A 17269-nucleotide genomic window follows, 5' to 3' on the forward strand; every position below is an offset into this window, starting at 1 on the left:
CTGATAGAGAGGATGTATAACGATGAAAATTGTAATCGCCCCTGACTCTTATAAAGAAAGTTTATCGGCTCTGGAGGCTGCTGATGCCATGGAGAGAGGCTTCCATTCGGTCTTTCCGGAGGCTGAGTACAAGAAAATGCCAATGGCAGACGGCGGGGAAGGAACCGTTCAGTCACTTGTGGATGCAACCAAGGGTAAGATCGAAGAAAGGATTGTAACAGGTCCTTTAGGCAAGCAAGTCAAAGCATTCTTTGGGTTGATGGGTGATGGGGAAACAGCTGTCATCGAAATGGCCGCTGCATCAGGTTTGCACCTTGTACCTGCCGAAGACAGGAATCCGTTAATCACTTCTACCAGAGGAACCGGGGAAATGATATCCGCTGCTCTCGACTTTGGCGTGGATCATATTATCATCGGGCTCGGCGGCAGTGCAACAAATGATGGCGGAGCCGGAATGATTCAAGCACTCGGAGGAAGACTGCTTGATGAAGCTGGACGAGAAATCGGTGACGGCGGCGGTGCACTCTCTGAGCTGGCTGCAATAGACCTAGCTGGTCTGGATGAAAGATTGAAGAATGTCCAAATTGAAGTTGCCTGTGACGTGGATAATCCTTTGACAGGACCAAGGGGTGCTTCGGCAATCTTTGGTCCACAAAAGGGAGCCACGCCTGAAATGATTGAACTGCTGGATAAGAATCTGTCCCATTTTGCTGACGTCGCAGAAAAAGCTTTGAGGAAGTCTTTCCGGGAGATAGAGGGCGTCGGTGCAGCTGGAGGTCTTGGTGCAAGTCTGCTGGCTTTTCTTGATGCCAAGCTGAAAAGGGGAATTGATATTGTCCTGGATGCGGTGAGTTTTGACGAAGCGGTCAAGGATGCAGATCTTGTCATCACAGGTGAGGGACGGATCGATAGTCAAACGATTTACGGAAAGACACCAATCGGCGTAGCAAAAGCAGCTAAAAAATATGACGTACCGGTAATCGGGCTCGCCGGTTCTTTGTCTGACGATAGCGACGTCGTGTACGAACATGGAATTGATGCGCTTTTCAGCATCGTTCCGGGTGTAGTGACACTTCCGGAAGCATTTGAACACGCTGCAGATTATATGGAAAGAACGGCAAGAAATATTGCCGCATCCATGAAAGCTATGAAATCTGGGCAGCTATTATAGGTTGATATGAAAAAAGGATTGATCTGGTTAGGATCAATCCTTTTTTGTATTTAATCAATAAGCACGAGCAAACCAAACGGTATGTTTTGCTTCTTTTCCGCAATGCAGGCAAATGTGCTTTTCAGTCGGCGGGTTGAATGGGATATTTCGCGTTGTGAATTTCGTTTCTTCTTTTACGCCTTCCTCACAAGCGTCATCGCCGCACCAGCCTGCCAGGATCCAGCCAGGAATTTGGCTGTTTTGTTCCGACTCGGCAAGATGCTGTTTCAGCTGTTCCATTGTATCGATATGTGTGTGGGAATGCTCTGCACGGAAAGCTTTTGCATTTTCGAACAGGCGGGTTTGCATCGTTTCGAGTTCTTTTAGGATTGCGCCGACAATTCCTTCCAAAGGCAGAGATACTTTCTCTTCTGCATCACGGGCTTTCATCAAGGCTTGATCTTTATCCAAATCACGCGGGCCAAGCTCAATGCGTACTGGTACGCCTTTCAGCTCCCATTCATTGAATTTGAAGCCTGGTGATTGATCGGAGTCATCAAGACGAACACGGATTCCTTGTGCTTTCAGGGCTTCAAAGATCTCATCCAATTTCTCGATGATGGCAGGGTTCTTTTTCCATGGACCAACCGGAATCAAAACGACTTGTGTAGGTGCTATCTTAGGCGGTAAAACAAGTCCTTGTTCATCGCCATGCACCATGATCACCGAACCAATCAGACGAGTGGATGTACCCCATGATGTGGTATGAACATGCGTGTGCTTGTTTTCCTTGTTCAAATACTTGATATCGAATGCTTCTGCGAATTTCGTACCCAAGTAGTGGGAAGTACCTGCTTGAACAGCTTTTCCATCCTTCATCATCGCTTCGATGGAGAAGGTATCAACTGCACCGGCAAAGCGTTCGGACGGTGTTTTTTGGCCATCATAAACTGGGATCGCAAGCAAATCCTCTACGACTTCTTTGTAGATGTTCAGCATTTGCATCGTTTCCTTGCGTGCATCTTCTTCGTCAACATGCGCAGTATGCCCTTCCTGCCATAGAAACTCAGATGTGCGGATGAATGGGAGAGTTTTCTTTTCCCAGCGGAATACATTCGCCCACTGATTGATCAAGACCGGAAGATCCCGATAGCTCTTGATCCAGTTGGAATACAAATGGCCAATCATCGTCTCTGATGTCGGACGCAGTGCTAACCGTTCTTCCAGTTTCTCTCCGGCAGCTTCTGTCACCCAAGGAAGTTCCGGTGAGAAGCCTTCGATATGATCCTTTTCCTTTTGGAAGAAAGATTCCGGAATCAGCATAGGGAAGTAGGCATTGCGGTGTCCGGTTTCCTTGAAGCGTTTGTCCATCGCTTCTTGGATATGCTCCCAAATTTCATAGCCATCAGGCTTGAATGCAATACTCCCGCGGACCGGCGTATAATCAACCAAATCGGCTTTTTGAATGGTATCGATATACCACTTGGTAAAATCATTGGTATTCTGAGACATTGTTGTTTCCTCCTAAGTAATATAAAAAAGCATAAAGCGTCCGAAAAGGACGTCTTTATGCTTGATAGACGTGGTACCACCTTAATTCGGCTTAATGAAGAATTAAGCCCTCTTAGCGTTTGTAACGAAACGACTCGGTTAGGTTTGCCTAACATCTCCGTGGCAGGGTTCAATAAGAAGGGGTGATATAGCTCTCAGCCTAGGCTATATTTTCTGTTTCACGATTCTTATCTACTTGATCACATCATCGATTGCTTATTTATAATTTAATATAGCAATTGCCGGAGCGGAATTCAATAACATTAATCGCTGCACTGCAACTCTGTTGAGGGAACCCAGCAAATGCTTAAGAAAAATCGTTTTCTTCGATTGAGCAGATTTCTAATGAAAGAACGATTAAAATCAATGAATAGCAGCAAAGTCCTCACAAATAGGAGAGGGTGATCCGCTAAAGTAATTAGACCGGATCAATACGTTCCCTATAGTCGTTTGGGCTTCAAAGCGCTAAGTTTGCGTACCTGGTATCCCTTTCGGTAAGGAATGGGAAATCTGTAGGCTCCGTTTAAAGCACTCCTGTTAAAGGAGGCGTTTTTATTGAAAATAAAACAAAATCAAATTTGATTTTCCCGTATACTTTAGGTATATAGATGTGTAAATGTTTTAAGTGGAGGTTGAAAAATGAATGAATCCATCATGCTGGTCGAAGATGATGCACAAATCAATGAGATGGTATCTGATCATTTGAAGAAGGAAGGCTACGAAGTTTTTTCCGTATTCGATGGTCAAGCGGCGTTGGATTTGTTTGCGCGGGAGAGTGTGGATCTGATCATTCTTGACTTGATGCTGCCTTCTGTAAATGGGCTGGATATGCTGCAGTTGATCAGGCGAAAGAGCATGCTGCCGATTCTGATCATGTCTGCAAAGGACAGTGATGTGGATAAGGCGTTGGGGCTTGGATTTGGCGCGGATGATTACATTGGGAAGCCATTTTCGCTTATTGAACTGACGGCAAGAGTAAAAGCGGTGCTGCGCCGGTCGAAACAGTATAGTCTGCCGGTTAAAGAGAAGGAGCGGCTGGTGCAGGTGCAAGATTTGATTATTGATTTGAATAACTTCTCTGTCAGCAAGAGAGGGGAAAAAATCAACTTGACAGCCAAAGAGTTCCAGATTCTGCGTTTGCTTGCAACGAGTCCGAATCAAGTATTCACAAAGGGACAGTTGTTTGAAAGTGTGTGGAAGGAAGCGTATTACGGGGATGATAATGTCATCAATGTACATATCCGCAGGCTGCGGGGGAAAATTGAGGATGATGCGTCTGCCCCTATGTATATCAAAACGATATGGGGAATTGGCTATAAGATGGAGATGCACACATGATTTATGTTGTTGCTTTTTTGGTAGTGTGCGTAGGTATCTTGCTGTTGCTGCATTTTCGGTCGAAGAGGAAGATGAACCGTCATCTGCAGTATATGACTGAGAAACTCAATGCTATCACTGCAGCAGACTCCACGGAAAGGTTATTGCTAGTGACGGATGATCAGCAGTTGCGTAATTTGCTAAACGAGATTAATAGTTTACTGGATTATCATCAGGAATCAATGGCGGATTTAGCGCGTCTCCGTATATCCACGAATCGGATGCTTTCAAATGTTTCACATGATTTGAAAACACCGCTCACCGTGATTTCTGGATACATAGAAACGATTCAGCATGACAAACAATTTAGTGATGAAGAGAAAGAATTGCTTCTGAAAAAGGTGCAAGGAAAGGTGATGGACGTTGCGGGATTGATCAATACCTTCTTTGACTTGGCAAAGCTGGAAGCCGAGGATTGGCAGCTGGAGGTGGAACGTATACAGCTGAACGAATTATGCAGAAAAGCGATACTTGGCTATTATGATACGTTAACAAGTAAAGGATTTTCTGTTCATATTGATTTGCCGGAAGTGTCGATCCATATGGATGCAGATGCAGCTGCACTTTCGCGGATTTTAGAGAATCTCCTATCGAACGCAATCCGGTACGGGAAGGATGGCAAAACGGTTGGCATGACCTTGGAGCAGGATGAAGAAAACGTCTATATAGAGGTGTGGGATAAAGGAAAGGGCATACAGGAGACGGATAACGATCGGATTTTTGAGCGGCTCTATACAGCTGATGATAGCAGGACTTCCTCGGTACAGGGCAGTGGACTTGGTTTGATGATTGCCAAGCGTTTGACAGAGCAAATGCAGGGTCAAATCCACTTCACTAGTATTCCATATACGAAAACAACTTTTACACTTACATTCCCGAAACCTAAAATAGACAATTACGCCAAACTTAAGAAAGTCGTAAGGATTCCGTAAGCGGAATGACAGTTTCCTTTAGTAAAGTGAAGGAAATCAACGAAAAAAGGGGTTAGCGTATGACATATGCAATCAGAACGCATCAGCTGACGAAGGGATATCGGGGCAAGGAAGTAGTTTCAGGCGTCAATATGAATGTAAGACGAGGTGAGATTTATGGATTTCTCGGTCCGAATGGTGCTGGGAAAACGACGATCATGAAAATGATGACCAACCTCACCAAACCAACAAGCGGGGAAATAGAGGTGCTGGGGACGAGGCTGCAAGCCAATTCCCATGACATTCTCAAACGGATAGGCTGCATCATCGAATATCCGATTCTTTACGATAAGCTATCGGCCAAAAAGAACCTGGAAATCTATTGTGAATATATGGGCTACTACAAGAAAGATGCTATTCCCGAAGCGCTGGAGTTAGTGAACTTGAAGGTCGTAGATGATATCCCTGTCCGGGAATTTTCGCTTGGTATGAAACAAAGATTGGGAATTGCCAGAGCCATCGTGACGAAGCCGGAGCTCTTGATCCTGGATGAGCCGGTGAATGGCTTGGATCCAATCGGTATGCAGGAGCTGCGGGATTTATTCTACAAGCTCAGCAGACAGTACGGCATCACACTGCTGATTTCCAGTCACATTCTTGGAGAAATCGAGCAAATTGCCGATACAATCGGGATTATCCGTGAAGGCAGGTTGATCGAGGAAACTTCCATGGCAGAAATCCGCGGCAATAACACGAAGCATATCGAACTTTCGGTATCCGATTATCCGAAAGCGGCCTATGTATTGGAGCATGAACTGCATGCGACCAACTTCTTAGTGAAAGAAGAAGAAGGTCTGATTAATATCTATGATCCCGCAATTTCCCAGAATGATATTATACAAGCCATGGTTCGCAATGGAGTGGAAATCGGGAGAATCAACAATAAAAATCTGTCACTGGAAGGCTATTTCCTGCAGCGGATGGAAGGGAGTAAAAAACATGCTTAATCTGATGAAGCTGGAGATGAAGAGGATCAACTTCTATACGATCGCTGTGTGCTTTCTTTCTATTAATGCTGGAATTCTCGGTATTCTGTTATTGCTCGGAGTTGATCCGGAAATAACTGCTGAGGATTTTAACAATGCGGAGCAAATCATGATATTGATTAAGATGCTTGTTGTAGCCGCATTTGTTATTTATGCCTCGGTTCTGTTATCAAACATGATCATTGAGGAATTCAAAAGTAAAACGATCACAGTCCTGTTCACCACACCTGTTAGCCGGAAGCAGCTGCTGTTAGCTAAAGTCATCGTCATAAGCTTGTTGACCTTCGTGATGTTTCTTGTGTCAGTAACCCTGCTAACCTCCATCTTCAGCCTGCTGAATAACGCATTTGGCATATTGTGGTTTTCTTTCCCGATAAATATTTTACGGGAAAACATGGTGCATCTGTTCGTCACTGGGATTGCTGTGGCAGGGATGGCACTTATTCCATTAGTCTTCGGGATGATGAAGTATTCCGTACCGGCAACAATCACTTCTTCCATCCTGATTGTTTCTGTCTTATCTTCTTCAGTCGATAATAGTGGAGTGAACCTGTTCTCTTACACTGCGGTACCAATTGCGCTTGGGGTTATCGGGTTTATCATAGCTTACTTAGTCATAAGCAAGGCGGTAAAAAATGATTTTTGATTTGCTGGTGAATATAGTGATAGTAGTTGTCGTACTCAATAAATTACTTTTTCTATTCACTTGTAAAATGGATTGCATATTGACTTTCCTCAAAATTATTGTAATAATATCTTTAATTTAATACTGGTACCTTTAATTCAGTCCCGTGAGGCTGACAAGGACATTCGGAAACTATGCGGAGTAATGGGGATGGCTATGCCCTTATATCCTCATTGTTTAAAGAGGCTACCTGTCAGTGATGGCAGGTAGCCTCTTTTCTTTTTTCCTCGGTACCAGTTTTAGTCTGACTAAAACAGGAGGAATAGAAATGGAACAGAAAAAGATTGATCATGACTTTTCACTGCAGCCTGTGCCACAATCACACCGGAATGGGTTCTGGAAGATGCTGATGGTAATGCTGGGCTTTACATTCTTTTCGGCAAGTATGGTATCTGGAGGAACTTTGGGATTAGGTTTATCCATGCCGCAATTCATTTTGATAGTTTTAGCAGGTAACTTGATCTTGGGTGCTTACACTGGAGCACTTGCTTATATCTCAGCGAAGACTGGGCTATCCACGCACTTATTGACACGTTATGCCTTTGGTGAAAAAGGGTCTTATTTATCTTCCTTCTTGCTGAGTGCAACACAAGTAGGTTGGTTCGGAGTTGGAGCGGCTATGTTCGCTTTACCAGTTCATAAGGTGACGGGAATAGATACCTATGTACTGATTGTTATCTTGGGATTATGCATGACAGCGTCAGCTTTCTTCGGGATGAAAGCTTTGACGATCCTCAGCTTTATCGCAGTACCTTCGATCATCGCTCTTGGCGGATTTTCCGCTCTTGAAGCGGTTGATACACTTGGCGGATTCGGTGCGCTGATGCAGCATGAACCTGCTGAGACGATCAGTGTCGCAGCAGCACTGACAATTTGTGTGGGGTCCTTTATCAGTGGCGGAACATTGACTCCCGATTTCACGAGATTCGCGAATAAACCAAAAAACGGCGTTATTACGACAGTACTCGCTTTCTTTATCGGAAATTCATTGATGTTCCTGTTTGGTGCAATCGGTTCGATTGTCACAGGTCAATCGGATATCTCAGAAGTGATGTTCCTGCAGGGACTTATCATCCCGGCGATTATCGTACTGGGTTTGAATATCTGGACGACAAATGATAATGCGATTTATGCATCAGGTCTGGGAATATCCAACATTACGAAAATCAAAAAGAATAAAGTAGTCATTTTCAATGGAATTGTCGGAACCATCTTGGCAATGTGGCTGTACAACAACTTTGTCGGGTTCCTGACGACGCTTGGTTCGGTATTACCGCCAATCGGTGCCATCTTGATTGCAGACTATTTCATCGTACGACGCGGGAAGTATCCAGCGTTTGACACGATGACATTCAAAGCAGTGAACTGGAATGCAATGGCGGCCTGGGCTATCGGAGCTGGTGCAGCGAAGTTTCTGCCTGGTATCCCGCCATTGAACGGATTAATTGGTGCAGCAGCGGTGTATGTGGTTCTTTCAATCATTACAGCAAAAGCAGCTGAAGCGAAACTAAATCTTAACGTGGAAAAGGTGACAGAATCATGATTATAACAAACGCGAAACTAAGAAATAGAGAAGGCCTCTGGCAAATACAAATCAAAGAAGGCAAGATAGAAAGGATCGCCCAATCTATCGAAGCTAACCGTGAGGATCAAATCATGGATGTACAGGGGAACCTGGTACTGCCGCCTTTTATCGAACCGCATATTCACCTGGATACGACGCTGACTGCAGGCGAGCCGAACTGGAATGAAAGCGGGACGTTATTTGAAGGAATCCAGCGCTGGGCAGAGCGGAAAGAGCTGCTTACGCTGGAGGATGTAAAGACGCGAGCGAAGCAAGCGTTAAAATGGCAAATAGCACAAGGTATCCAGCATGTTCGTACGCACGTTGATGTGACAGATCCTGAATTAACAGCTTTAAAGGCATTGCTTGAAGTAAAAGAAGAGATGGCATCTTACGTTGACTTGCAGCTCGTTGCTTTCCCGCAGGAAGGGATTTTATCGTATCCAAATGGTGAGGAACTGTTGGAAGAATCACTCCGCATGGGAGCAGATGTTGTCGGTGGCATCCCACATTATGAGTTTACGAGAGAGTATGGCGTGGAATCTTTACAGACAGCTTTTAAATTAGCCGAGAAGTACGACCGTCTCGTTGATATCCATTGTGATGAAATCGACGATGAACAATCCAGGTTCGTCGAAGTAGTAGCAGCCGAGGCGCATCGTTATGGAATGGGCGAACGTGTAACAGCCAGTCACACGACAGCAATGGGCTCTTATAACGATGCCTATACTTCAAAGCTATTCCGATTACTTAAGCTTTCCAATATCAACATGGTAGCGAATCCTTTAGTCAATATTCATTTGCAAGGGCGATTCGATACCTATCCGAAACGAAGAGGAATTACAAGAGTGAAAGAGCTTCAAGAGGCCGGCATCAACGTCAGCTTTGGACATGATGATATCTTTGATCCATGGTATCCGCTAGGAACAGGCAACATGCTGCAAGTACTGCACATGGGCATCCATGTAACACAATTGATGGGCTACGACCAAATCGTTAATTCCATCGATATGATTACAGCAAACAGCGCAAGAACGCTGCATATTGAAGAGAAGTACGGCATTGAAGAAGGAAAGCCTGCCAACTTGATCGTGTTGGAAGCAGAGAATGAATACGAAGCGATTCGGAAGCAAGCTGCTGTTCTTTATTCTGTGCGGAATGGTGAGGTTATTGCAGAGACGAAGCCGAGGGATACGAATATAACGCTAGCAGGTAATATTGAAAGAATAACATTCTCTAGATAAACATGAATGTTTGTGGAAGAACCCAAATGATATATGTCTGGGTTCTTATCTATGTGCCAAACAGTTTTTTATCGACCTCATTGACAATCTTAACGGGTTATATGAAGTTTTCTGATACCTATTTGAGCTTAGAAATACACTTTATATTAATCTTGTATTTGCCATGATCCAATGCTGCTCCATTAGCAAGAAGAAACATAAAAAAGAGTAATAATCCAACAAATAGTATATAGAGATTACTTTCTGTTATGAATGCCAGCAAACAAACAACAGAGAAAGCAAAGGAAAACAGGTATACGAAAGCTGTCCGCATAATAAGTCGAAACTTTGGTCTGCTAGTTCTTATCTGCAAAGTGGGTAAGTAGGTAAAGTCTATATTTTTTTTCAATCGTTGCTTTTGTTTATTCATTAGAAATAAGAAAGTCCAAATTAGTATACCTGTTAGCAATATCGTTATAATGATATTTAAATATAAAGAAGTTTTTATAGTGGCTAAATCAGTTAATGGAAGTAAAAACCCTGAAAACGTTGTAGCAATCCCAGAACTTATAGCACCGTACTTTAAACTATTGCTAAGATCTATTTTTTGATGGATGGTAAGTTGCAAAGCAACATCACGATCAATTTTGAAGCCAGGATTACCAAAAAACCAAAAAAGGAAAGGAAATATGTTTTTCAAAATTGAAGTCCCTATATCTATAACGTAATATTCATCATTATAGATGAGGATTCTATACCTATTATTTCCTTTAACTCGTCTTATTTCACCTCTGTCTGTACTCTTCATAATATCAACACCTAAAGTTCGTTATATTTTATTCTTCGAAAGCTAAAAATGTAGTTATATATGTGAATAAAATCAAAAAGGAATAGTATAAAGCACCAAGATAAATGAAATAATCTTGATGCTTTATCAATTGTGTTATGTCAATGGACCGCTAACAACCCCTTTTTGAATATCATTCTCCTCAAGCCATTGCTTATATAAGGAATGGAATCGGTCCTCGTCACTATCTTTGAACCCTTCGAAAATCACTTCATCAATGTTTTCTTCATTAAAGTAAAGAACGGTATCTGCGACCAGACCTTGTGGGTACACACAAGCAGAGTAGTCAAACAGTTTTTGTTCTCCATCTAGCTTGATAATAGGACCGCGGTTAAGAATCATTAATTTACTTGTTCCTTCATTCAAATAGACGATCGAGCCAATTGGTAGCATGTAAACCCCTCCTGTTATTATCTTTCAACAGATTCAAGCTTGATTTTTTTAATTCGAACCTTCATTGTATTTTTTCCGTGTGGAACATTCATGTTATTGAGAAACAATAAGATTAAGAATGATAAGCTGTAGGATACCAAGATTAAAATGTTACCCTTTGTCAAAAAAGCTATTACAAAAAGGATAATAAAGGTCCAGAAAAATAAGGTGGAAAAAATCACAAAAAAGATTTTTTTTGCAGATTTAGGTAGCAACCAAACCTCATAGTAATTATTTCCCTCATTAACAGAGGTCTTTTTTTCAAGAGCATACTTATTTTTCTTACTTATGGAGGATCTAAACCAAAATAAAATTGAGGCTATTAATATAATTATACCGACTGCTAATATCGGAGCGATAGAAGTATCAAAATTACTGGCAATTCCACCGAGTATGTTTGCACCAACTAAGGCCACACCAGCAGCTAAAGAATTATATTTACCTGTGCTTGGAATTTTAACATCTTTCATCTCTAGCTCATGCGCTGTTTCACAACTTATCTTCTGAGCTTTTATAGGAAGCACCCAATAAAGAAATGGCAATAGAAAAATAAGAATGTGTGGTTTATCCTTATCTATAATGAAGTAATCATTGTCTAATTTTAATATATTGTATCTTAGATTTTTAAATATATAGTGTACTTCTGTGTTCATAATTTAGTTCCAGCCCCAGTTCATTGGATTTATAAGTTCTAGACCGGATTCAATCGCATCTCCAGCTTTATCAACCGCATCATTGTAAGTGTCTTTTATTGTGGAACCTAAATCATCCAACTTGTTTCCGAGATAATCAAGTCCATCTTGTATGCCTAAGACGTTTTCATCGTACAAATAATTAAATCCAAAAGATACTCCTAGACCTACAGCCATTCCACCAAGTACAGCCCAGCCTACAGGATTGGAAACCCCTGCAACTATCAAGGGAGTGGTCAAAGCTGTAGTTGTTATACTACTGGATATGGCGCCGACCGCTAAAGATGTTCCGTTATGAGTAAGGGCTTCTCCATGTGTTTTGTCTTTTTTTGTTACATCTTCGTACCATCCATAGGCAAAGCTTCCCCATTTAAAGGCTTCACCTAGTACCTTTCCACCAGTCTGTAATGCGCTCCCAGAACTCTTCCAAGTTCTAGAAGATTCGGCTAATGGTTGATTAGGGATAATGAAATCACTTGGGCCACCTGGACCTTTAATACCCAGCGTAAGGCTTAATTCATGTAGAACATCTCCAATTCTTTTAGATTGGACACCTAGCTGCTGCACGCTATAATGCAGGCCATCTTTAGCAATATCCTGAAAGAGCTTATCTTTATTGTCAACGAGATATTCACTAAATTCCTTTGGAGTTTCCCTATCTTTTTCTTCATTTGATAATTCTTTCTTAGATAAAGATAAGGTAGACATAATGACATAATACTTTTCCCTAGATATATTCCCTGCTGCAAGATCACTGTAAGCATGAGTTAAGATTACTTGAAGTCCTTCATCCATCCCTTCTTCCGCAGCTTTCGTTGCAGCAGCAATCGCAGCCATAGGAAGATACTCAATATTATCTTCAGTGATCTCAATATTTCCGTCCCCATAGCTTTGCTGAATGACATTATTATAAGCATTCATATCCTGCAGGGAGGCCGTATCGAATTCACTGATCGATATAGCGCCGCTGCTTAATCCGGTAGTCATTTCGGAAAGGTACTTTTTCATTGTATCCAGATCAGCTTGTGTTTCTTGCAATCTCGATGCGTGTTTGCTGTCCAATTTACCGAGGTCTTCCATGACATTATCTATCTGCTGTTTGCCGTCTTCAATACTTGATTCGAAGTCGGAATAACTGATTTTTGCTACATATGTAATATCCGCCACGCCGGATAATACAGAATTGATATTCTCGGTGACACTGGCAACCTTGGATTTACCTTTATCTAGTCCGGGGTGCAGCTCATTGTCTAGAAAGCCTTCACTTATGTAACCTTGATGACTGGGTTCGAAGGATTGGACATCATTTCTCATGTTCTCCAGCCTGTTTTTGTAATCTTCCATGGATTGAAGCAGGAAGGTGAGAAAAGGGGTGTGAATTTCGTTGTAGAAGGAACGTATCGCTTTACCTGTTTCTCCTTTTAAGGCTTCTTCTAAGCTATAGAGATTTCTGACTTTTAGCTGAAGGTTTGTTAGTTGTTCGGAAAGTGTATTTAAATCGAGCTTAGACGTTTCTGTGCCTTTGTGAATCTCCTTTACTACAAACTCTTTCAACTTACTGCCTCCACGCTAGTTTATTTTAAAGCGATGTTATCGCCAAGTGCTCGATCTAATTCTACTAGTTCCTGTACTGCTGTTTCTGTAGCTGTTATGTTATCTTGAAACAGTGTAATGAACTGACCGAGAAGGTCTTCGTATTCTTGCTTGATTTCGTTGTAGGCATCACTCATGCGTATGCCTTTATTGCCGTCCATTGTTTCGCCGATCTGTTTTTGTAATGCTTGCAAAGCATCACTCATTTCTTGGATGCCTTTTTGAGCCTCGGCCTGATTGATTTTAATTTCTCCGCTCATGAAAGGGCTCCTTTCCATAAAAACTGATAATTTTACCCTAACGAAACCAATTTCCATTTTGTAGAGTATTAAGTACCTTTTTCCTTGAAGTTTTTCTTTGTGTGACTAGGGAAATAGTTTTATATGCTCATTTCTTGGCTTGGAACGCTAACCTATTACCCGATTTGGTGGATTTATATACCAAATACTTACATAATTTTGATTTAAATGGTTTTGGATGGGGAATTGGTGTGTAACTGTAAAGGGTTTTTTCCGAAACCATACATACGTCCTGACTTTATGAGTGCTGCACTTTAGCTATTGAGGAGGAAGAACGACGGATGAAATTTAGATACACAGAATCAGTGGTAAAAGAAGCATTTCGAAATTTAGTTTTGCATAATTCCAATGATACTTCGGGACCAATACCGCAATTTAAAATGATGCACCCTGTAATGGGGATGATTAAAAAAGCTAACGGAGAAAAATCGTTAGTAAACTGTGTGATGGATACGGAAGAGGAAGGACTCTTAATAGTGCCGATGCATTTATTTAGAGCAGACATAGCCATAGCGGCTTGGTATTTTAGTTATTCAAGTGTACAGCATCTAGATATTAAAGATGGATGGCTGCAATCAACTATCACACTGAAAAGTGAGGGGAATGCTGGTGAGTATGTATACCAAATTAGAAAACGCAGTCCTAAAAATCTCCCCAACCAAGAAAAGAATTTAAAGTATCTAACAGCTTGTCTCACAGAAAGATTTAACGTGTCGCAAAGCTAAATGGGATGTCCCTCCAACTTTTTTACCATTACAATTCAGTCATATTATGGAAAAACAAGGCAGAAGTCTTACAGATTTTTTGCAGGAAATCTATTACTGTAATAGTGAGATGGTTTTAGTGCGGTGTAATGTTGAGCAAGGAGGATGATCAAGATGTCTTTAGCTACTATAGATAGTCAAATCCGCAACATGCAGAACTCAATCAACGGTTTAGGCTCCCAGGTTACCCTAAAGCAAGAGGAAGTAAGCGAACTTGAGCGAGCAATAACGGAGATTTCAAGTTTGCAAGGGGATTATGAGGAGAGCAGAAAATACTGGCAGGATATAGATTTGACTCCAAGCACGTGGAAGGGGGAGCTTGCTGATAAATTTGATGCTTTTCGTAACGGAGAGTTGTCGGCTAGCTTTAAAGACGTGGCTCAAAATGAGGTACAGCGAGTTCTGGAAGCGTTAGAACAGGCGAAGAGTATGCTTGTTGCTGAGATTGATTCATGTCAGATGCAAATGGCAGCAAAACAAAGTTCATTAGATCGGCTGCATGCAGATAGGAAGAAGGAGCTGCAGTCATGAGTGAGATAAAATTAAAAGCGGATCTTGTCCAGCAAAAACTGACGGATCTTCAAAATTCCGTGGCGGATTTCCAATCTGGAAAATTGGATAAAGGCAGCGGTCGGGAGATGCTTGATGTCCAGGCTAAAATCAATGATATCAATGTATCGCTGAATAGTCTTATACAAGAATATCAGGACATGGCAGTGCAGCATGTGGAGGCGAGCAAAGATGCTGTGGATTCGCTGGAGAAAACTGAACAGGCAGTGGCCGAAGTAATTGATGCTTTTACAATAGGATAGGAGCGATCATGGTATGGCGATTCATGTGAAGCGTAATACAGGCATGATGGGTGGATTAGCTAAGGTTGCGTTGCTTGTAGATGGACAGCATGCGGCCAAGCTCGGGAATGATGAAGCTACTACTGTCAGCCTCGGTGAGGAGGCTGTGAAGCTGAAGGCCAAGCAGTGGTTCTTTGGCAGCAAGGAATTGGAGGTAGTCAATGATGCTAGTGTGGAGGTCAGAATCAATATGACTGCAATGCTTCTCCTCCTTGCTGCGATTGTCTGCTTATTCCTAGGTGTCATGATTACGCCAATCATAACTGCAATGGCAGTTATTCTCTTTTTGGTCTGTATAATTTATAGTTCGAAAAATTGGTTCCAACTTATAAGAGTGAAATAGAAATAATACGAATTTATAATGCCAGTGAGTACCTTTGAAGTACAAGATCACTGGCTTTTATTTTTGGTATACATGTATCTTTCTACCTGTATACCATCGGTTCTTGTATTACCGAGGGCATGTTTCTGTATTTTTCTTATTAGTAGCATTGGCGCATTTTGAGAGAGAGTCGTTGATACAGGTGGAATTCATAATAGAATGAAGAAAGATAAGTGGATATAAATGGTTTTCGGTGGCTTGCTGAACAGAGAAACGAATCCTAAGGCAGAAAGGACTGGGAAAATGGCTTTTTTATGGTTCAAGACAGATACGGAAGCAAAAAGAGACGACTACCTCAAGCTGTATAACAAATTGGAAGAAGCGAAAGCAGAACATGACAAGCTGGTAAGCGAAGCGGAGTCTTATTTTTCTTCCTATAAAGGGAGTGTGCCGTGTATGGCAGAGGATGCTATTCCGAGTAATGACTTCATACCGGCACAGGAACGGCTTGATAAAAAGCTGACGGATTACTTGGATAACGAGAAGGAATATCGCAATAAGCTGGTCACGGCGAGTGATCGGGCATACGAACGGTATCTTCATTATAAGAGTAAGGCAATTGAAGAAGCGAAGGAGGACTAATTTATGGCGAAGGATGTGATCATCGATCAAGCTGAATTGGAAACAGCCAAATCATCGGCAGCAAAGCTGAAGGAATCCCTGGATAATACCTACGCACAAGGAGAAGCCCTGCTTTCGCTCGTACAAGGATCCAATTGGGAAGGAAAATCACGCAATAGCTTCCTGGCTTACTTGGAGCTGCTGCTTCAGTATCATGCCGATCTCAAGGATGCCGCTTCTTTGCAGAAGAAAGCGCTGGATAATATAGAAAACTATCAATCTGATTTCCAAAACCATAATACGGTGAAGGAAGTGAAAAGCCTATGACGCAGACGGATATGGATACCTTCCATGTGACCGAGCTTTATTTACTTGCTGCGGCATTTGATGCGGAGGCTTTATTTGGCTTGCCTGATAAGAAAATCTATCAGCTGCAGGGGGAAGAGCCTTGGAGTCAGGCGCATAAGCGCTTGATTCAAAAAGGTATTTTCACAGAGTCAGGCAAGCTGACGAAATCGGGTGCTGTGATCATTAAGACGTTGTATGAATACTTTTTCAGCCAAAAATATGTGCGGATCAATAACCTTATGTTTGCCTTTCGGGAAAAGCAGGCGGAAGAAGTGATCATTCTCGTGGAGACAGCTGAGAAGACGTATAAACTCTATGTGATGGCTAAGCCGCTTGTGCTGAAGCTGCTCAGCGAGAAAGTCTCGCTTCTGAACCGTGAACCTGCCGAAGGAGAAGAGAATTTCCTGCGGCGCGAGCTGCCGGCTGAGGAAAGGGCTGCGATCAATGAGCTTGATGTGACGAATGATATCGCCAATATCGAACTTTTCCATCCTCGCGTGAAGCCTCAGATCGCCAGCAACCCGAACCATTATCAGCAATGGCTTGTCCTCTCAAAAGACGACAAGCTGATTATGATTGATACGACTGAGAAGCAGTACTACCACGCAAGCCAGTACTGGTTTATGAAGGTATTATTTGATGCATTGGACTTCCCATATCGACAGAAACAGGGGGTAAGATAGATGGCGGCTAGTGGTAAAATCACGGTTGATCCGATAGAGATTACCGATATCTATAAGCAGCTCATGGCTATCATGGAGGATTTGCAGTCGAACGCAGTGCCTGCAATTGAAAATATAAAGAACACAAAATTCTATCAAGAAGGAAAAGCGATGGAAGCAATCGAAGCGTATCCTGAAGCGAACGACAAGTTCATGGAGCTGCAGGATCATTATGCACGCATCTCCTCCTTGGTGATTGATACGCTAAACACGATGATTGAGACAGACGAAGCCATCGCCTTGAAGATCATCGATGCACTGGAGGTGTAAT

Annotated in this window: 21 protein-coding genes and 1 other annotated feature; of the genes, 15 read left to right on the plus strand and 6 right to left on the minus strand. The window is 42.3% G+C overall.

Features of this window, described 5'->3' with window-relative positions; translation table 11 throughout:
• The first annotated feature begins 22 nt into the window (after nt 1-22).
• The gene (locus AB1K91_RS01845) at nt 23-1171 is read left to right on the plus strand and encodes a glycerate kinase (RefSeq protein ID WP_413087626.1); all 1149 of its coding nucleotides are present in this window, start codon (nt 23-25) and stop codon (nt 1169-1171) included.
• Between the two features lie 54 nt (nt 1172-1225).
• Here AB1K91_RS01845 and proS read toward each other — a convergent pair whose 3' ends face one another.
• Nucleotides 1226-2662 carry a proline--tRNA ligase gene (gene proS / locus AB1K91_RS01850; protein WP_413087627.1) on the minus strand — a complete coding sequence of 479 codons (1437 nt, stop codon included), beginning with the start codon at nt 2660-2662 and terminating at the stop codon, nt 1226-1228.
• Nucleotides 2663-2704: 42 nt separating this feature from the next.
• Nucleotides 2705-2919 (minus strand) — a binding site (T-box leader).
• A 421-nt stretch (nt 2920-3340) separates the two neighbouring features.
• On the opposite strand from proS, the gene AB1K91_RS01855 reads away from it, so the two are divergent.
• From AB1K91_RS01855 to AB1K91_RS01880, 6 genes are all read left to right on the plus strand, one after another.
• On the plus strand, nt 3341-4039 hold the full coding sequence (locus AB1K91_RS01855) for a response regulator transcription factor (protein ID WP_413087628.1): 699 nt from the start codon (nt 3341-3343) through the stop codon (nt 4037-4039).
• Nucleotides 4036-5010 carry a sensor histidine kinase gene (locus AB1K91_RS01860; RefSeq protein WP_413087629.1) on the plus strand — a complete coding sequence of 325 codons (975 nt, stop codon included), beginning with the start codon at nt 4036-4038 and terminating at the stop codon, nt 5008-5010. The genes AB1K91_RS01855 and AB1K91_RS01860 overlap by 4 nt, the downstream gene beginning before the upstream one ends.
• 59 nt (nt 5011-5069) lie before the next feature.
• Complete coding sequence (locus AB1K91_RS01865; RefSeq protein WP_413087630.1) at nt 5070-5996, plus strand: ABC transporter ATP-binding protein; 927 nt, start codon at nt 5070-5072, stop codon at nt 5994-5996.
• Nucleotides 5989-6681: an ABC transporter permease gene (locus tag AB1K91_RS01870; protein WP_413087631.1), complete on the plus strand. Its 693-nt coding sequence runs from the start codon at nt 5989-5991 to the stop codon at nt 6679-6681. Before AB1K91_RS01865 ends, AB1K91_RS01870 begins: the two co-directional genes overlap by 8 nt.
• Nucleotides 6682-6988: 307 nt before the next feature.
• Nucleotides 6989-8263, plus strand: coding sequence for a cytosine permease (codB, locus tag AB1K91_RS01875; protein WP_413087632.1), 1275 nt, complete (start codon nt 6989-6991; stop codon nt 8261-8263).
• The gene (locus tag AB1K91_RS01880) at nt 8260-9528 is read left to right on the plus strand and encodes a cytosine deaminase (RefSeq protein WP_413087633.1); all 1269 of its coding nucleotides are present in this window, start codon (nt 8260-8262) and stop codon (nt 9526-9528) included. The genes codB and AB1K91_RS01880 overlap by 4 nt, the downstream gene beginning before the upstream one ends.
• A gap of 118 nt (nt 9529-9646) precedes the next feature.
• Here AB1K91_RS01880 and AB1K91_RS01885 read toward each other — a convergent pair whose 3' ends face one another.
• From AB1K91_RS01885 to AB1K91_RS01905, 5 genes are all read right to left on the minus strand, one after another.
• Nucleotides 9647-10315, minus strand: coding sequence for a DUF443 family protein (locus tag AB1K91_RS01885; RefSeq protein WP_413087634.1), 669 nt, complete (start codon nt 10313-10315; stop codon nt 9647-9649).
• A gap of 135 nt (nt 10316-10450) precedes the next feature.
• Entirely contained in the window at nt 10451-10747 is a 297-nt protein-coding gene (locus AB1K91_RS01890) for a DUF4176 domain-containing protein (protein ID WP_413087635.1), read from the minus strand.
• A gap of 17 nt (nt 10748-10764) precedes the next feature.
• Nucleotides 10765-11439 carry a DUF443 family protein gene (locus AB1K91_RS01895; RefSeq protein WP_413087636.1) on the minus strand — a complete coding sequence of 225 codons (675 nt, stop codon included), beginning with the start codon at nt 11437-11439 and terminating at the stop codon, nt 10765-10767.
• Nucleotides 11440-11442: 3 nt separating this feature from the next.
• On the minus strand, nt 11443-13032 hold the full coding sequence (locus AB1K91_RS01900; protein WP_413087637.1) for a T7SS effector LXG polymorphic toxin: 1590 nt from the start codon (nt 13030-13032) through the stop codon (nt 11443-11445).
• A 20-nt stretch (nt 13033-13052) separates the two neighbouring features.
• Entirely contained in the window at nt 13053-13331 is a 279-nt protein-coding gene (locus AB1K91_RS01905) for a YwqI/YxiC family protein (RefSeq protein WP_413087638.1), read from the minus strand.
• A gap of 320 nt (nt 13332-13651) precedes the next feature.
• Between AB1K91_RS01905 and AB1K91_RS01910 the strand changes: the two genes are divergently transcribed.
• From AB1K91_RS01910 to AB1K91_RS01945, 8 genes are all read left to right on the plus strand, one after another.
• Complete coding sequence (locus tag AB1K91_RS01910; protein ID WP_413087639.1) at nt 13652-14095, plus strand: hypothetical protein; 444 nt, start codon at nt 13652-13654, stop codon at nt 14093-14095.
• A gap of 153 nt (nt 14096-14248) precedes the next feature.
• Nucleotides 14249-14665 (plus strand): YwqH-like family protein, encoded by a 417-nt coding sequence (locus tag AB1K91_RS01915; protein WP_413087640.1) that lies wholly within the window; start codon nt 14249-14251, stop codon nt 14663-14665.
• Nucleotides 14662-14946, plus strand: coding sequence for a YwqI/YxiC family protein (locus AB1K91_RS01920; protein ID WP_413087641.1), 285 nt, complete (start codon nt 14662-14664; stop codon nt 14944-14946). The genes AB1K91_RS01915 and AB1K91_RS01920 overlap by 4 nt, the downstream gene beginning before the upstream one ends.
• A gap of 13 nt (nt 14947-14959) precedes the next feature.
• Nucleotides 14960-15328 carry a hypothetical protein gene (locus AB1K91_RS01925; protein WP_413087642.1) on the plus strand — a complete coding sequence of 123 codons (369 nt, stop codon included), beginning with the start codon at nt 14960-14962 and terminating at the stop codon, nt 15326-15328.
• Nucleotides 15329-15610: 282 nt separating this feature from the next.
• On the plus strand, nt 15611-15949 hold the full coding sequence (locus tag AB1K91_RS01930) for a chorismate synthase (protein WP_413087643.1): 339 nt from the start codon (nt 15611-15613) through the stop codon (nt 15947-15949).
• Nucleotides 15950-15952: 3 nt separating this feature from the next.
• Entirely contained in the window at nt 15953-16255 is a 303-nt protein-coding gene (locus tag AB1K91_RS01935) for a WXG100 family type VII secretion target (protein ID WP_413087644.1), read from the plus strand.
• The gene (locus AB1K91_RS01940) at nt 16252-16959 is read left to right on the plus strand and encodes a DUF5081 family protein (protein WP_413087645.1); all 708 of its coding nucleotides are present in this window, start codon (nt 16252-16254) and stop codon (nt 16957-16959) included. The genes AB1K91_RS01935 and AB1K91_RS01940 overlap by 4 nt, the downstream gene beginning before the upstream one ends.
• Entirely contained in the window at nt 16960-17268 is a 309-nt protein-coding gene (locus tag AB1K91_RS01945) for a hypothetical protein (protein WP_413087646.1), read from the plus strand.
• The last annotated feature ends 1 nt before the right edge of the window (nt 17269 follow it).

This window comes from Terribacillus jepli, assembly GCF_047228925.1.
Taxonomy (GTDB): domain Bacteria; phylum Bacillota; class Bacilli; order Bacillales; family Amphibacillaceae; genus Terribacillus.

Bases quoted from the DNA above. Each gene is read 5' to 3' on its own strand.
- AB1K91_RS01870 (WP_413087631.1), top strand. From the start codon at position 5,989: ATGCTTAATCTGATGAAGCTGGAGATGAAGAGGATCAACTTCTATACG.
- AB1K91_RS01915 (WP_413087640.1), top strand. From the start codon at position 14,249: ATGTCTTTAGCTACTATAGATAGTCAAATCCGCAACATGCAGAACTCA.
- AB1K91_RS01920 (WP_413087641.1), top strand. From the start codon at position 14,662: ATGAGTGAGATAAAATTAAAAGCGGATCTTGTCCAGCAAAAACTGACG.
- AB1K91_RS01890 (WP_413087635.1), bottom strand. From the start codon at position 10,747: ATGCTACCAATTGGCTCGATCGTCTATTTGAATGAAGGAACAAGTAAA.
- AB1K91_RS01945 (WP_413087646.1), top strand. From the start codon at position 16,960: ATGGCGGCTAGTGGTAAAATCACGGTTGATCCGATAGAGATTACCGAT.
- codB (WP_413087632.1), top strand. From the start codon at position 6,989: ATGGAACAGAAAAAGATTGATCATGACTTTTCACTGCAGCCTGTGCCA.
- proS (WP_413087627.1), bottom strand. From the start codon at position 2,662: ATGTCTCAGAATACCAATGATTTTACCAAGTGGTATATCGATACCATT.
- AB1K91_RS01910 (WP_413087639.1), top strand. From the start codon at position 13,652: ATGAAATTTAGATACACAGAATCAGTGGTAAAAGAAGCATTTCGAAAT.
- AB1K91_RS01930 (WP_413087643.1), top strand. From the start codon at position 15,611: ATGGCTTTTTTATGGTTCAAGACAGATACGGAAGCAAAAAGAGACGAC.
- AB1K91_RS01845 (WP_413087626.1), top strand. From the start codon at position 23: ATGAAAATTGTAATCGCCCCTGACTCTTATAAAGAAAGTTTATCGGCT.
- AB1K91_RS01880 (WP_413087633.1), top strand. From the start codon at position 8,260: ATGATTATAACAAACGCGAAACTAAGAAATAGAGAAGGCCTCTGGCAA.
- AB1K91_RS01865 (WP_413087630.1), top strand. From the start codon at position 5,070: ATGACATATGCAATCAGAACGCATCAGCTGACGAAGGGATATCGGGGC.
- AB1K91_RS01940 (WP_413087645.1), top strand. From the start codon at position 16,252: ATGACGCAGACGGATATGGATACCTTCCATGTGACCGAGCTTTATTTA.
- AB1K91_RS01885 (WP_413087634.1), bottom strand. From the start codon at position 10,315: ATGAAGAGTACAGACAGAGGTGAAATAAGACGAGTTAAAGGAAATAAT.
- AB1K91_RS01925 (WP_413087642.1), top strand. From the start codon at position 14,960: ATGGCGATTCATGTGAAGCGTAATACAGGCATGATGGGTGGATTAGCT.
- AB1K91_RS01905 (WP_413087638.1), bottom strand. From the start codon at position 13,331: ATGAGCGGAGAAATTAAAATCAATCAGGCCGAGGCTCAAAAAGGCATC.
- AB1K91_RS01895 (WP_413087636.1), bottom strand. From the start codon at position 11,439: ATGAACACAGAAGTACACTATATATTTAAAAATCTAAGATACAATATA.
- AB1K91_RS01855 (WP_413087628.1), top strand. From the start codon at position 3,341: ATGAATGAATCCATCATGCTGGTCGAAGATGATGCACAAATCAATGAG.
- AB1K91_RS01860 (WP_413087629.1), top strand. From the start codon at position 4,036: ATGATTTATGTTGTTGCTTTTTTGGTAGTGTGCGTAGGTATCTTGCTG.
- AB1K91_RS01935 (WP_413087644.1), top strand. From the start codon at position 15,953: ATGGCGAAGGATGTGATCATCGATCAAGCTGAATTGGAAACAGCCAAA.